At 63.5% G+C, this 13,270-nt stretch carries 12 protein-coding genes; 4 read left to right on the top strand and 8 right to left on the bottom strand.

Annotated elements, in window-relative coordinates:
* Positions 1-66 precede the first annotated feature (66 nt).
* On the bottom strand, positions 67-756 hold the full coding sequence (locus tag AC3WVQ_RS04430; protein ID WP_090294591.1) for a glutathione S-transferase family protein: 690 nt from the start codon (positions 754-756) through the stop codon (positions 67-69).
* 148 nt (positions 757-904) lie between these two features.
* On the opposite strand from AC3WVQ_RS04430, the gene AC3WVQ_RS04425 reads away from it, so the two are divergent.
* Complete coding sequence (locus AC3WVQ_RS04425; RefSeq protein WP_060522133.1) at positions 905-1,414, top strand: DinB family protein; 510 nt, start codon at positions 905-907, stop codon at positions 1,412-1,414.
* Here the strand turns inward: AC3WVQ_RS04425 and AC3WVQ_RS04420 are convergent.
* Positions 1,400-4,000, bottom strand: coding sequence for an AMP-binding protein (locus tag AC3WVQ_RS04420; protein WP_492382604.1), 2,601 nt, complete (start codon positions 3,998-4,000; stop codon positions 1,400-1,402). The two genes, AC3WVQ_RS04425 and AC3WVQ_RS04420, sit on opposite strands and share 15 nt — an antisense overlap.
* A 278-nt stretch (positions 4,001-4,278) precedes the next feature.
* Between AC3WVQ_RS04420 and AC3WVQ_RS04415 the strand changes: the two genes are divergently transcribed.
* Positions 4,279-5,352, top strand: coding sequence for a GGDEF domain-containing protein (locus AC3WVQ_RS04415; protein ID WP_090294595.1), 1,074 nt, complete (start codon positions 4,279-4,281; stop codon positions 5,350-5,352).
* A 10-nt stretch (positions 5,353-5,362) separates the two neighbouring features.
* Here the strand turns inward: AC3WVQ_RS04415 and AC3WVQ_RS04410 are convergent, their stop codons facing one another.
* From AC3WVQ_RS04410 to AC3WVQ_RS04400, 3 genes are all read right to left on the bottom strand, one after another.
* Positions 5,363-5,815, bottom strand: a complete 453-nt coding sequence (locus AC3WVQ_RS04410; RefSeq protein ID WP_060604252.1) for a MarR family winged helix-turn-helix transcriptional regulator — start codon at positions 5,813-5,815, stop codon at positions 5,363-5,365.
* A 90-nt stretch (positions 5,816-5,905) separates the two neighbouring features.
* Entirely contained in the window at positions 5,906-6,181 is a 276-nt protein-coding gene (locus tag AC3WVQ_RS04405; RefSeq protein WP_060522129.1) for a hypothetical protein, read from the bottom strand.
* Between the two features lie 145 nt (positions 6,182-6,326).
* The gene (locus AC3WVQ_RS04400; RefSeq protein WP_034803904.1) at positions 6,327-6,614 is read right to left on the bottom strand and encodes a hypothetical protein; all 288 of its coding nucleotides are present in this window, start codon (positions 6,612-6,614) and stop codon (positions 6,327-6,329) included.
* A 312-nt stretch (positions 6,615-6,926) separates the two neighbouring features.
* Between AC3WVQ_RS04400 and AC3WVQ_RS04395 the strand changes: the two genes are divergently transcribed.
* Positions 6,927-8,816, top strand: a complete 1,890-nt coding sequence (locus tag AC3WVQ_RS04395) for an ABC-F family ATP-binding cassette domain-containing protein (RefSeq protein WP_110818457.1) — start codon at positions 6,927-6,929, stop codon at positions 8,814-8,816.
* A gap of 32 nt (positions 8,817-8,848) precedes the next feature.
* On the opposite strand, the gene AC3WVQ_RS04390 is transcribed toward AC3WVQ_RS04395, so the two are convergent.
* Positions 8,849-9,691 carry a GNAT family N-acetyltransferase gene (locus AC3WVQ_RS04390; RefSeq protein ID WP_090294600.1) on the bottom strand — a complete coding sequence of 281 codons (843 nt, stop codon included), beginning with the start codon at positions 9,689-9,691 and terminating at the stop codon, positions 8,849-8,851.
* Positions 9,692-9,915: 224 nt separating this feature from the next.
* Here AC3WVQ_RS04390 and AC3WVQ_RS04385 point away from each other — a divergent pair, with 224 nt between their 5' ends.
* Entirely contained in the window at positions 9,916-10,842 is a 927-nt protein-coding gene (locus AC3WVQ_RS04385) for a Gfo/Idh/MocA family protein (protein WP_090294601.1), read from the top strand.
* Between the two features lie 72 nt (positions 10,843-10,914).
* Here AC3WVQ_RS04385 and AC3WVQ_RS04380 read toward each other — a convergent pair whose 3' ends face one another.
* Positions 10,915-11,364, bottom strand: coding sequence for a DNA polymerase III subunit chi (locus AC3WVQ_RS04380; protein WP_034803915.1), 450 nt, complete (start codon positions 11,362-11,364; stop codon positions 10,915-10,917).
* A gap of 35 nt (positions 11,365-11,399) precedes the next feature.
* Positions 11,400-12,893 carry a leucyl aminopeptidase gene (locus AC3WVQ_RS04375; RefSeq protein ID WP_492382603.1) on the bottom strand — a complete coding sequence of 498 codons (1,494 nt, stop codon included), beginning with the start codon at positions 12,891-12,893 and terminating at the stop codon, positions 11,400-11,402.
* Positions 12,894-13,270 lie beyond the last annotated feature (377 nt).

The raw sequence follows: 13,270 nt of genomic DNA, 5'->3' as shown, positions 1-13,270 counted from the left end.
CATTAGCCGCCAATTCCGCGCAAAACAAGGGGGTTCACCGATGATTCGGCTTAGGCCAGGCGGGTTTCACGCAGCCGTCACACTGCGCCCGAGCCCGCCATGCAGATCGAGGCAGCGCTCAAACCAGGCGGTGACGGGATCACCCGGCTGAAGCAGGCGCTGCGGCGAGACGATGCGCGCCCATTGAAACGCGCCGAAGACGATGTAGTCGGCGAAAAGCGGCGTTGCACCACCCAGAAAATCCTGAATCTTCAGCAGATGGCGCAAAGGCTCGAGCTTTTCCGAGAAGGTTGCGAGAGAGGATCCGCCACTTTCGGCCACGGCCTCGAGCGACGTGCCGAAGCGCTTTTCCCGGCTCTCGCGGAAATAGGCCTGATCGACGGGGTCCAGCCGGTCGTGAATGTCCCGGATAATGATGCGGGTGACGGCCGGGTGCAGCGTCGTCTGCGACCAACCCTCGACGAAGCGGGAGATCGCCATCGCCCCCTCGCCGGCAAAGAGCGCCGGACGGTCCGGATAGGTCCGTTCGAGATAAAGGGCGATCTCGAAGCTGTCCTTCACGAGCTTTTCTCCATCCCGCAGCAACGGCACCAGGTTCGTCGCCCCGTCCTCGATCGCTCGGATTTCGGTGAAACCGGTCGGCACGGTGTCAAAGTCGAGCCCCTTGTGGGCCAGCGACATCGCGGTCTTCCACACATGCGGCGAGAAGGGACGCCCCCTGTCGGATCCACACAGCGAATAGAGCTTTCTAGTCATGCAAACTCTCCGGGACGATTGGCGTCCTCTTGAACGACATATCCGCCGCGTCATCAAATCAGTAAATTTCATGAATGATATCAGACACAGGAATGCGGTTCCGGGTTAGCGTCGCCATCCGCAACCGCAGCCATCAGGAAGGTAGCCGATGCTTGATCATTTTCGCATGTTCGCCGATTATAACCGCTGGGCGAACCGCCTCGTCTATGCTGCTGCTGCGGAGCTGACCGATGCCGAATTGCGGGAAAACCGCGGCGCCTTTTTCGGCTCACTGCTTTCAACCCTCAATCATATCCTCGTTGCCGACCGCATCTGGATGAAGCGCTTCACAGGCGAGGGCAATACCCCTGCTTCACTCGACACGACCCTGCACGAGGACCTCGCCGGGCTTACCGCCGCGCGGGCGGCCGAGGACGAACGCATCATCGCCTGGATCGACAACCTCAGCGACGAGCGCCTTGGCGCTTTGCTTAGCTACAGAACGCTCACCAATCCGGCGGCCGTCGCGCAGAGGCTGGCGCCGACGCTCGGCCACTTCTTCAACCACCAGACCCACCATCGCGGTCAGGCGCACGCGACGCTCACCGCGCTCGGGCGCCCGTCCCTGATACTGGACCTGGCCCAGTTTCTGAGGACCCAAGGATCACAGTGGGCGTAACGGCGAGCGTAACGCCTCGAAGCCGAACAGCCGCAGTGGCCGGATCTCACGCCCGCGCCATGCGGTAAGCTTCTTCAAGAGCTGACGCTGGCCGAGCCATGCGACGAGGCCGAGCGCCACGCCGCCGACGATCGACAGCAGCGAAAAAGCCGCCGGCGGCAAGGCCGGCTGCATCGGCACCATCAGCAATTCCGGCACGAAGCGGTGCAGGATGTAGATGTGGAAACCCGCCGCCGACAGGGGCAGGATGAGCTGAGCCGACCAGCGCGGCAGACTGACGCGTGGAAGGTAAAGCAGCGCTGCCAGGACGGCGATCTGCAGCAGATATTTGATCTTCGTGCCGATCCAGACTCCTTCGTAGAGGCCGAAGAACAGGAAGGCCCCCGTGCCGGCCAGCATCAACAGCAGCCGCTGCCTGGCCGTTTCCGCAACGGCGGCGCACCAGCCAATGACGGCGAGATAGAAGATCCATGGCAGCGTAAAGATCTGGCGATTGCCGATCGGCCAGACGAGTGGCAGCGCCAGACGGGTAACAAGCGCGGCCAGAAGCAAGGCCATCCCGGCGGCGAAGGGTTTTGCCGACACGAAACGGCGAAACTGCGGGACGGCAAAGAGCCCGACGAAGACCACCATCATCTGGCAATAGGCCTCGATGAACCAGTAGAGATAGGGCACCATGCCGTGCGTTTCCGGCAGGGCCACGCCGAAGTTGCCGACGAGAAAGACCGAGGCCCAGGGCACCTCACCCCAGGCGACCGCATAGGCCGCAACGATCAGATAATAGGGGATCAGCACCTGCGCGAGCGGCCGCAGGATCGCCCAGCCGTCGCCTGCAAGCAGCGGTCCCATCTGAAAGCGCGCAAGGCTGAAGCCGGCGAGAACGACCATGGCCGCCGACCCGCCGGGGATCGGCCACAGGACCTCGTGGTGCAGGACGACCAGAAGAATGGCAAGCGCACGGATCAAGAGGTCCGTGCCGATCCGTCGCGTGGCAGTTTCGCGCCGTTCCTGGAGCGATAGCTCGGCGATCGGCAAGGTCTCCCAGGCATCCGGAACTTGCCCCAGCGCCTTTTCCAGCCCGATCGACAGCTGAACGAAGCGCAACGAATCGCCGCCGAGCGAGACAAAGCTGTCGGACCGCTTCACCCGCTTTGGATAGAAGACCTGGGCAAAGAGCCCTTCGATACCGCCGTTATCATCATCGCCACTGGCCGCCGCCTGGCGGGCTGCCATGTTCAGTGCGTTGTAATCGATCTTGCCGCTGGCAAGCCGCGGCATCTCAGCAAGGGGCGTCGCCTTCAGGTGGGCCAATGTCAGCCCGCTTGCCTGCGCCAAGAGCCGCCTGATCTCTTCGACATCGCGGCTGCCGGCGTAAAAGGCGTGAAGGCCGGCATCGTCGCCGACAACGGCAGCGGTGATACCGCGCGCCTCGAGCCCCGCTTCCAGCACATCGTGCGCGATCCTGAGCCCGGCGATCTTGGAGATCCGCTTCATGCGGCCGACGATCTGGAACAGGCCGTCGGCATGGCGCATGGCCAGGTCGCCGGTCCGCAATTCGGCAAGGTCGGCGCCGCGGCAGAGGTCATCCCGTGAAATGGCATAGCCCATCATGACGTTCGGGCCGCGATAGACGAGTTCGCCAGCCACGCCGTCGCTTTCGATCGGCACGCCGCTCTCGCTCACGATCAGAAGGCGTCCACCTGGAATGGCGACGCCGATCCTGTCCTCGTTGCCGGAAAGCTGAGCCGGCGGCACATAGGCGATGCGGGCGGTGGCCTCGGTCTGGCCGTACATGGCGAAGAAAGCCACACCCTGGGTGCCGAGATGGTCGTTGTAGAGTCGGATGACATCAGCGCTCAAGCGGCCACCGGCGACAGTCATGAAACGCAGCTTGGCGAAGCGACGGTCGCGGAAGCCCACTTTTTCCAGCAGCTCGTAGGAGTAGGGCACGCCCGAGAGGTTCGTGCTTCCGCTTTCCGCGAGACCATCGAGAAAACCGGCATCGAGGATGGAGCCGCCGGGAATATAGAGGCTGGCGCCGACGGCCAGGTGAGAATTCAGCACCGACAGGCCGTAGGAATAATGGAGCGGCAGGATCAAGCAGCCGCGATCTTTCGCCGTCAGGCCGAGATAGTCCGCGATCGCCACAGCGTTGGCGGAAATGTTTTCCCGCGAGAGACGCACGGCCTTGCCGCAACCGGTGCTGCCCGATGTCGAGAGCATGAGGGCCAGTTCGTCATGGGGCGTCCGATCGCCTTGTCGCAGATGCTCCGTGCGCCAGCGGCCATCGATGCGACGGAAGCCGAAGTCTGGCTCGAAGGCATCGACCCAGGAGCCGGCAGCGCCGTTCTTCGGGGCTTGCATGGCGACGGCATGCCCGGCGGCGAGCGCTGCCAGATAGGCGACAATCGCATGCTCGCAAAGCTCGGCCTCGATCGTTACCAGCCCGCGCGGACCGCGAAAGGCAAGTGCCTGGCGGGTGACCCGCTCATGGAGTTCGCGATAGGTGACGATCCGTTGCCCGGAAAAGACCAGCGCCGGCCGGTCGCCCCATTTCGCCAGATCCGCAATGAACGAGAGGGACATGCTTGACCGTCGCTGTTTGCCCGGGCTCGATGCCCGATTTAGCAGCGCCGAATATAATTGGTGACTAAAGGCGTCAAGTATAAAGATGGCGACAGTTGACGACCGTCCATTCCCCCGCGACATGCGGTTGCGGTGGACGGAGGGCCGATGGAATTTAGCAACCATACCGGGCGGGAATCGCCCAGAGCCCGAAATCTTCAGACTCCCTTAAATGCGGCCTTCTCATAGTGGCGGCTTATCAATCCAGAGATCGAGAAGCGACCGGGGGCCACGACAGAATGAACAGGCAAGTTCCAGCGGATGCCAGCCGATCGCAGGCGAGGCAGGCGGCGATCATTCTGAAGGTGGCGCATGCGATGTCGGCGCACGGGATCGCGGCCCTGCCCCGCAATTACGAGCTTGTCTACGAGGCGCTATCCGGTCGCCTGCCGGAGCTTTCCCGCGAACTCGCCGCACTCGGGCACAACCCGCAGCAGGATGCGCTGGATGCCCTGGGTCTCAGGCATCACCTCATCTCCCATGCAGCACTTGCCGCGGACCGCGCGAGAGCCGCTGGCCAGGAAGCGCTTGTCGAGATTGCCGGAAAGCTCAGGCTCGCCTTGCTGCAGAAACAGAGCTTCAAGGATGAACTGGACCATTTCGCCGGCCGCCTGGCCACGGACCCCGTTGCAGGCATGTCCGAATTCGCCGACGACGCCGCGCGACTGCGGGAAGCGGCTGGCCGTTTGACGAATGAAGAAGGCGCTCTCCAGCAGGCGCTGGAAACCAGCATGACACGTCTCGCCGAACTCGAGGGCGAGCTTGCCGAAAGCCGGCGATCCCTGACCCGCGACCCGGCCACGGGCCTGCCGAACCGCCTGGCGCTGACGGCAAAACTCGACTCGATCCTCGAAGCGGAACAGGCAGACCAGCCGGTTGCCCTGCTTCTTGCCTCGGTGGAAGGGCTGCGCGAAATGGCGGAGCACCACGGCGGCACGGTCGCCGCGAAGGCGCTTGCCAAGCTCTCGACGCTGTTTCGCAAGTCGATCAAGAAGGACGATTTCGTCGCCCGCGTGGGCCAGCAGGAGTTTGCCTTCGTGTGCCGGGATGTCAGCACCGAAAATGCCGAGGCCATTGCCCGGCGTCTGCGGCAGTCGGTGAAGGAACTGACGGTCACCCTCCCCGGACGGGCGCACACAGCCGAGACGCTTTCGCTTGCGGCCGGCATCACCCTTGCGCAACCGGCATCGACGAGCGCCGATCTGCTGACCCAGGCGGAGCAGGCCCTCGCCGGCGCACGCGATGGCGCCGGCATCCTGTGCTATTCGGCGGCCCTCGGCCGCGGCAGGGGCTACGGCCAGAGCGCCGCTTGACGCTTGCAAATCAGGCGGCGACCGGGTGACGGCTTTCGTCGATTTCCGACGCCCTTTCACGCAGACAGCCGAGCAGCCGGAAGAATTCGGTGCGTTCACAATCGTCGAGCGCTGAGAACAGCTCATCGATCGTGCGATGGCGCGGCTGCAGTGCCGCCTCCAGCGCCAGCCGACCGCGGTCGGTGATCGAGATGATCTTCGCGCGACGGTCTTCCGGATCCGGTTCGCGCAGGACCATGCCGTCCCGCTCCAGGCCATCGATCGCTTCGGTGACGGTTCTGGCCGCAAAGCCGAGCGCCGAGGCGATATCCGCGCAGCGACAGGGGCCGAGCGTGTTCAGATAAAACAGGAATTTGCTGCGCGCGAGCGAAACGCCTTCCTCCGACATCGATGCGTTCACCAGGCGATGAACGCAGTGGTAGAGCTCGAAGAGCCGCTCGGCGACTTCGACTTTTTCTGTCATGGCAATGTACCTCATTTGGCAACGCCAAAACGAAACAACCCGGCCCCGCGTGGGCGGGACCGGGTTGTTCGGTCAACCGTCTGGCGTGACTTACTGCTTGTTTTGGTCGGCCTCGCCGAAAGCCCTGGCGCCGCCATTGGCGATCGCGCCGGTTGCCGTCTTGTCGACGGATCTGTCTTCGATGCCCGCATAGTAGTCGCCGCGGCTTGCGGTCGCGGACACGCCGGTGCCGGCGGAGGCTTCGGCGCGGCCGGTAAAGAGCGGCGTGGAGCTCACACCCTCGTAGTAGCTTCCGCCTGCGACAGCGGCGGACGCGCCGCCGAGCATGGCCGCCGCAACGAGGATTGCGGCAAAGGACTTCTTCATCAATCTGTTCCTTGGTGGAGGTAGAAGGTCGGGGACTAGGCCCCGCATAGGCGCTTGGGGTCGCCTCATAGGATCATCACGGTGATCCATCAAATCCCTTGAAATGGGGTGCGGGCCAAAACCCGCGCCCCCTCATTCATCGCCGTTAGCGCGAAATGCCCTGGTAGTATTCGCCTTCGCCGCCGATCACGCTCTTCGGCGCGACGCTGAAGTTTGCGACCGAGCCGGTGTTGGTGCGATCGACATAGCCGGCTTCGGAGCTGCCGATGGTGAAGGACGACTTGCCGGTGACGGCCGGCGTGCGCTCGGTATAGAGCGGCGTCGGGCTGACGCCTTCATAGTAGCTGCCGCCGGCAAAGGCAGCAGAAGCGCCACCGAGGATAGCGGTTGCAACGAGAGCGGCGGAAAGAGCGGTCTGGATTGCGGTTTTCATGGTCTTCACTCCTGGGAGGCTCGTTCGGCTGAACGAGGTTTCATCAAAAATGTCCTTGGCCGGATCGGTCGTCCCTCGGAACGCGGGGCCTCTGCCACTGGCGTTCGGTCGATCGAGGCGGTCAGAAGAGCGTTCCCCGCCCTTCCGTTATTGAGATGGTCCCTCACGATGAGGATGTGTAGTATCGATTGTCGGAACGCCTTGTTCAAAAATCGATAACAATGACCTCTTGAATTCCCGCCCCGCCACAGCGGTGGCAACAGCACGCCGACGCCTCTTGCCTTCCCGGCCAAGTCCGGGCAAAAGGCCGCAATGATCCAGATTTCCGGCCTTTCCGCCCGCATCGCGGGACGTCTCCTCATCGAAAACGCATCCGTGACGCTTCCGGCGGGCACGAAGGCGGGGCTCGTGGGCCGAAACGGCGCTGGCAAGTCCACGCTGTTTCGCATCATAACCGGCGAATTCGCGTCGGAAGCCGGCACGATCGCGCTACCCAAAAACGCGCGCATCGGCCAGGTCGCGCAGGAAGCGCCCGGCACAGAAGAACCGCTGATCGAGATCGTGCTCAAGGCGGACAAGGAGCGCACGGCGCTGGTCGCCGAAGCCGAGACCGCGACCGATCCGCACCGGATTGCCGAGATCCAGACGCGGCTTGCCGACATCGGCGCCCATTCGGCCGAAGCGCGTGCTGCAAGCATTCTCGCCGGCCTCGGCTTCGACCATGAAGCACAGCTGCGTCCCGCCTCGTCGTTTTCCGGTGGCTGGCGGATGCGGGTGGCGCTTGCGGGCGTACTCTTTTCCGAGCCGGATTTACTGCTGCTCGACGAGCCGACCAACTATCTCGACCTTGAAGGCACGCTGTGGCTCGAGGATTACATCCGCCGTTATCCGCACACGGTCATCATCATCAGCCACGACCGGGACCTCTTGAACACCGCGGTCAACGCCATCGTGCATCTCGACCAGAAGAAGCTCACCTTCTATCGTGGGCCCTACGACCAGTTCGAGCGGCAGAAGGCGGAAGCCGACGAGCTGCAGATGAAGGCGAAAGCCAAGAACGACGCAGCACGAAAGCACCTCCAGAGCTTCATCGACCGCTTCAAGGCCAAGGCCACCAAGGCGCGCCAGGCGCAAAGCCGCGTCAAGGCACTGGAGCGCATGGGCACGATTGCGGCCGTGATCGAAGATCATGTCCAGGGCTTCTCCTTCCCGGACCCGGAGAAGGAAGCGGCTTCGCCGATCATCGCCGTCACCGGCGGTACCGTCGGCTACGAGCCCGGCAAGCCCATCCTCAAGCGCTTGAACCTCCGGATCGACACGGACGACCGGATCGCGCTGCTCGGCTCGAACGGCAACGGCAAGTCCACTTTCGCCAAGTTCATCTCGGGTCGCCTCGCGCCTGAGGCGGGCGAACTGAAGATCGCTCCCAATCTCAAGGTCGGCTTCTTTGCCCAGCATCAGCTCGACGACCTGATCCCGACGCAAAGTGCGGTCGAGCATGTGCGCCGGCGCATGCCGGAAGCGCCTGAAGCCAAGGTGCGCTCACGCGTGGCGCAGATGGGGCTTGCGACGGAAAAGATGGAAACGCCCGCCAAGGATCTTTCCGGCGGCGAAAAGGCGCGGTTGCTGATGGGCCTTGCCGCCTTCGACGCGCCGAACCTTCTGATCCTCGACGAGCCGACCAACCACCTCGACATCGACAGCCGCAACGCGCTGATCACCGCGCTCAACGACTATTCCGGCGCCGTGATCCTGATTTCACACGACCGGCACCTGATCGAAGCGACGGCCGACCGGCTGTGGCTGGTGCGCGACGGTACCGTGACGAGCTATGACGGCGACCTCGAAGACTACCGCAGCCTGATCGTCGGTGGCCCCAAGGCGAAGGACGAGAAGCCGAGGCCGACCGGCGTCGACGACAGCCTTTCGAAGGCGGACCAGCGCAAGGTCAATGCCGACAAGCGCGCCTCGCTGGCGCCGCTGCGCAAGAAGATCAACGAAATCGAATCCTTGACCGGAAAGCTGGAGAAACTGATTCAGGCACTTGATGTGGAACTTGCCGATCCGGCGCTCTACGAAAAGTCGCCGGCCAAGGCTGCACAAAAGGCCAAGGAACGCTCCGACGCGGCAGCGAAACTCACGCAAGCCGAAGAGCAATGGCTCGAACTTTCCGCCGAATATGAAGACGCGATGGCCGGCTGACAGAAGCCGGCCCCGCCGTCGCCTCCCCTCCGTCAGCCCAGCTCGAAAGTGGTAATTCCGTAGATTCGCGCCAGCGGCAGCCCCGGATCCGGCCCACGATACATGCGCGCGGTCTCAAACACGGGCTTGAGATTGTAGCGATCGCAAAGTGCCTTGGCCGAGGCGTTCGGTTCAGGGATGTCGAGGTATACTTCGCTGCCGTTGACGCCGGCGGCAAGCTTGCGAAAGACCAGATCGGCGCCGGTCTCGGTGTCGGAAAAGAGCGGCCCGATTTTGAAGCCGTTGCGGCAGGCCCGGATCGTCCCATAGGCCGCCACCGCGCCATCGCGCAGCAGCAAGATGCTGCGCCGCCCGTCGCTCGCCTTCAGCCACTCGCGCAGAAACACCTCGCGACGCGTCGGGACGAAGCGGCGATCATAGTCGATGAGGAGCGGCATGTGCACCGGCGCGACCTCCAGCAGATCCGCGCCCGGCGGCTCGACCACGTCGATGATGCCGCCGTAGCGGATGTTCGCGTGGGCGTAGACGAAGCCGGACCGGCTATAGTTCTCCTGCTGCGCGACCACGCCGTCCAGACCGACGATGCGCCGATCGGCAACCGACATCGCCTGTTGCCACAGCTGTCGGCCAATGCCCCTGCCACGATGATCCGGCCGGGTGATGAAGAAGCCGAGAAAGCCGAAGCTTTCGTTGTACCGCGCCAGTGAGATCGCGGCGACCGGCGCCCCCTCTCCATCCGCCACCCAATAGCCCTCAGGGTCGGCTGCCCAGAAAGGCCCCGCGTCGCCGAGGCCGGGGTTCCACCCCTCTTCCGCGGCCCACTCGATCATGATGTCGAGGTCGGCTCGGCTTGCCCGACGGATCTGCTGCTGCATCGTTCACTCCTCGTTCGGGTGGTCAGACCGCCCATGTCAGTCCAGTTGACGGGACGGCACCGCACGTCCACCGGTAGAGTTAGTGCGGCGACGTTGAGAGGGAATGACAATCTGTCGATTCCATCGACATCGATGTCATAGTCCCGGGCGGAGCGGCGGCTTGCTCCCGGTGTGCAATCTGCTACAAGAGCCGACAATAAGTCATACAAATCGAGCGGAACACCATGGCCCCCATCAAAATTGCGCTTGTCGGCATCGGCAAGATCGTTCGCGACCAGCACCTGCCGGCGATCGCCAAGAACAGCGACTATCAGCTGATTGCCGCCGCGAGCCGACATGGGACGGTCGATGGCATCGACAATTTCAAATCGATCGAGGCGATGCTCGACGCGGTTCCTGCGATCGAAGCCGTGTCGCTCTGCATGCCGCCGCAGTATCGCTACGAGGCAGCTCGCGTCGCGCTCGACGCCGGCAAGCACGTGTTCCTGGAAAAGCCGCCGGGCGCGACGCTCAGCGAGGTCGCGGACCTCGAGGCGCTGGCAGCATCGAAGGGGCTGTCGCTGTTTGCAAGCTGGCACTCCCGCTACGCGCCGGCCGTGGAAGCTGCAAAGTCCTTCCTGGCAACGACGCCGATCAAGGATGTCCAGGTCATCTGGAAGGAAGACGTGCGGCACTGGCACCCGAACCAGGATTGGATCTGGGCGGCCGGGGGCCTCGGGATCTTCGATCCGGGCATCAACGCGTTGTCGATCGTCACCCACATCCTGCCACGCCCGCTGTTCGTAACGTCGGCCGTGCTCGAATTCCCGGAAAATCGTGACGCGCCGATCGCCGCCAACATCACTTTCACCGACGGCCAAAAATTGCCGGTCGCGGCGGAATTCGACTGGCGCCAGACCGGCAAGCAGAGCTGGGACATCGTTGCCCGCACGGCGGCGGGCGAGATGGTGCTGTCGGAAGGCGGCGCCAAGCTCTCCGTCGATGGCAAGCTCGTGCACGAGGAGCCGGAGCAGGAATATCCGATGCTCTACCGGCGCTTCGCCGAAATCGTCAAAGCCGGGAAGTCGGACGTCGATCTGGCGCCGTTGCGCCACGTCGCAGATGCCTTCATGCTCGGCAAGCGCAAGTTCGTCGAGGCCTTCCACGACTGATCTTCCGGACATGCCGGAAACAAAAAGCCCGCGGTCTCGTCCGCGGGCTTTTTTGTCGTAACGCTTGTAAACTCAGGCCTTCTTTTCCCAGCGGCCATCGCGGTTCTGCTGCCAGTAGGTCAAGGTGTGGCCCTCGCCCTTCAGCCGCTTCCAATGGCCGCGCGCGCCTTCCAGCTGTTCCTGGTCATAGCCGTCGAACATGAAGACGATGCGCTCATAGGCCGAAACGTCAGGCGGGCTCGCGCCATCGATCACGAAACGCACCGTCGCCGCATTGGCATTGCCGTCGTCGGCGACGAGCAACACCGGCTGATCCGCCGCAAAGTCCCCGGCATCAGTGCCATGCGGGAGGAAACTCTCGTCACGATAGACCCAGAGATGCGTATCGAGCGCATCGCGGCGGTCTGCATCGACCGTCTGTACGACCACTCGCCAGCCGCGCTCGACACTCTTGTCGAGCAGCGGCGGCAGAGCGTCTTCCAGCTTCGATTCCGTCAGGTGGTAGAACAGGATCTCGGTCATGCCGATTGCCTCCCGCCTTTCATCATGTCCGGCATTCAGGCCTCGTAGCTCGCCCGCACCAGCTCATCGAGCAACCGCACGCCGAAGCCCGAACCCCAGGACTGGTTGACCTCGTCGGTCGGCGCGCCCATGGCGGTGCCGGCGATGTCGAGATGCGCCCAGGGGGTATCCTTGACGAAGCGCTTGAGGAACTGCGCCGCGGTCACCGCGCCACCGTGGCGGCCGCCGGTGTTCTTCATGTCGGCGAACTTGCTGTCGATCATCTTGTCGTATTCCCGGCCGAGCGGCATGCGCCACAGGGGCTCGTGCGTCGCGATGCCAGCGGCAAGAAGCTGCCCCGCCAGACGGTCGTCGTTGGAGAACAGGCCGGCATGATGCGTTGCAAGTGCGACCATGATCGCGCCGGTCAGGGTCGCGAGATCGATGATCGCCTGCGGCTTGAAGCGATCGTTGCAGTACCAGAGCGCATCACAAAGCACGAGACGGCCTTCGGCGTCGGTGTTGATCACCTCGATCGTCTGGCCGGACATGGAGGTCACGATATCACCCGGGCGCTGCGCACTGCCGTCGGGCATGTTTTCCACAAGGCCGATGATGCCGATGGCGTTGACCTTGGCTTCGCGGGCAGCGAGCACGTGCATGAGGCCGGTGACGGCGGCCGCACCACCCATGTCGCCCTTCATTTCCTCCATGCCGGCAGCCGGCTTGATCGAGATGCCGCCGCTGTCGAAGACGACGCCCTTGCCGACGAAGGCGAGCGGACGGTCCTTGGACTTGCCGCCCTTCCACTGCATGATGACGAGGCGCGGTGAACGGCTCGACCCTTGCGCGACGCCGAGCAGCGCGCCCATGCCGAGCTTCTTCATTTCCTTTTCGGTGAGGATCTCCACCTCGACGCCGAGCTTTTCCAGCTCCTTCGCCTTGGCGGCAAACTCGACCGGGCCCAGCACGTTGGCCGGTTCGTTCACCAGATCGCGGGCGAGGAACACGCCTTCGGCAACGGCCTGCGCCGCCGTGAACGCCTTTTTCGCCGCGATGACCGTGCCGGTGACGATCGTCACCTTGGTCGGCTTGCCGGATGGCTTCGCGTCGTCGTCGGCCTTCTTGGTCTTGTAGCTGTCGAAGGCGTAGGCATTCATCTCCATGCCGAGTGCAAAGTCCGCTGCCGCCTTTCCGGTCACGTTGGCGTCGGGCGCGTCGATGAAGACCGTCACCTTGTCGACCGAACCAAGCTTCGCAGCGACGGCTCCGCCCGCCTTCAGCCAGTCATGGTCCGTCAGCGCATCCGCGTCTCCAAGACCGAGCACGACGATTCGATCGGCGGGCGAGCCATGCGGCGCGACGATGTCGAGGGAGGAGAACGCCTTGCCGGTAAACTTCTTGATCTTCGCCGCCCTTGCGACGACGTTCTCGGGGTCGGCGACATCGGCGCCGGCAGCCGCCGACGCGCCCGCGCTCTTCAGCAGAACGGCGACGCCACCGCTCGGCTTATGGGACTTGGCAAAGGTGAACTCAAACTTCATCGACATTGAAAACTCCGGGTATTTCCTGTCTGGACGCAACCCTTTGGATCGAATGGATCTTTCCGGGAGATCGAGCGCCAGCCCAAGGGGATCTAGGCCGCACAACGCAACCGGACGACACGGCAAGGCTTATGGCAAGCCGGCCTGTTACCGGGCGGTTACAGTGGCAAATATTCGCATCATTCGCCACCGTCAAAGCTGTGGCCGGCACCCTTCTCGCTTTTCAACCGCTTGGCAAGATGCCCGCAGATGTTTACATGCGGTTAACCGAGGTTCTTCGCCTTAAATTATCCCTGTTGCTGCACAATTCGAGCAGCACGGGTGGCTGGCAAAGAACCGGGCTTCGGTTTACGGACATGGGCGAAATCCGGTTCGATAACCGC

The organism is Ensifer sp. EB106-05-01-XG146, assembly GCF_058791875.1.
The sequence above is the reverse complement of the archived record's forward strand: the minus strand, read 5'-3'. Positions and strand labels throughout refer to the sequence as shown.

What these genes read in the sequence shown, in the direction of transcription:
- AC3WVQ_RS04415 (WP_090294595.1), top strand. Translation starts at nt 4,279, where the DNA reads ATGAACAGGCAAGTTCCAGCGGATGCCAGCCGATCGCAGGCGAGGCAG.
- AC3WVQ_RS04405 (WP_060522129.1), bottom strand. Translation starts at nt 6,181, where the DNA reads ATGAAGAAGTCCTTTGCCGCAATCCTCGTTGCGGCGGCCATGCTCGGC.
- AC3WVQ_RS04380 (WP_034803915.1), bottom strand. Translation starts at nt 11,364, where the DNA reads ATGACCGAGATCCTGTTCTACCACCTGACGGAATCGAAGCTGGAAGAC.
- AC3WVQ_RS04385 (WP_090294601.1), top strand. Translation starts at nt 9,916, where the DNA reads ATGGCCCCCATCAAAATTGCGCTTGTCGGCATCGGCAAGATCGTTCGC.
- AC3WVQ_RS04410 (WP_060604252.1), bottom strand. Translation starts at nt 5,815, where the DNA reads ATGACAGAAAAAGTCGAAGTCGCCGAGCGGCTCTTCGAGCTCTACCAC.
- AC3WVQ_RS04400 (WP_034803904.1), bottom strand. Translation starts at nt 6,614, where the DNA reads ATGAAAACCGCAATCCAGACCGCTCTTTCCGCCGCTCTCGTTGCAACC.
- AC3WVQ_RS04390 (WP_090294600.1), bottom strand. Translation starts at nt 9,691, where the DNA reads ATGCAGCAGCAGATCCGTCGGGCAAGCCGAGCCGACCTCGACATCATG.
- AC3WVQ_RS04375 (WP_492382603.1), bottom strand. Translation starts at nt 12,893, where the DNA reads ATGTCGATGAAGTTTGAGTTCACCTTTGCCAAGTCCCATAAGCCGAGC.
- AC3WVQ_RS04425 (WP_060522133.1), top strand. Translation starts at nt 905, where the DNA reads ATGCTTGATCATTTTCGCATGTTCGCCGATTATAACCGCTGGGCGAAC.
- AC3WVQ_RS04430 (WP_090294591.1), bottom strand. Translation starts at nt 756, where the DNA reads ATGACTAGAAAGCTCTATTCGCTGTGTGGATCCGACAGGGGGCGTCCC.
- AC3WVQ_RS04395 (WP_110818457.1), top strand. Translation starts at nt 6,927, where the DNA reads ATGATCCAGATTTCCGGCCTTTCCGCCCGCATCGCGGGACGTCTCCTC.
- AC3WVQ_RS04420 (WP_492382604.1), bottom strand. Translation starts at nt 4,000, where the DNA reads ATGTCCCTCTCGTTCATTGCGGATCTGGCGAAATGGGGCGACCGGCCG.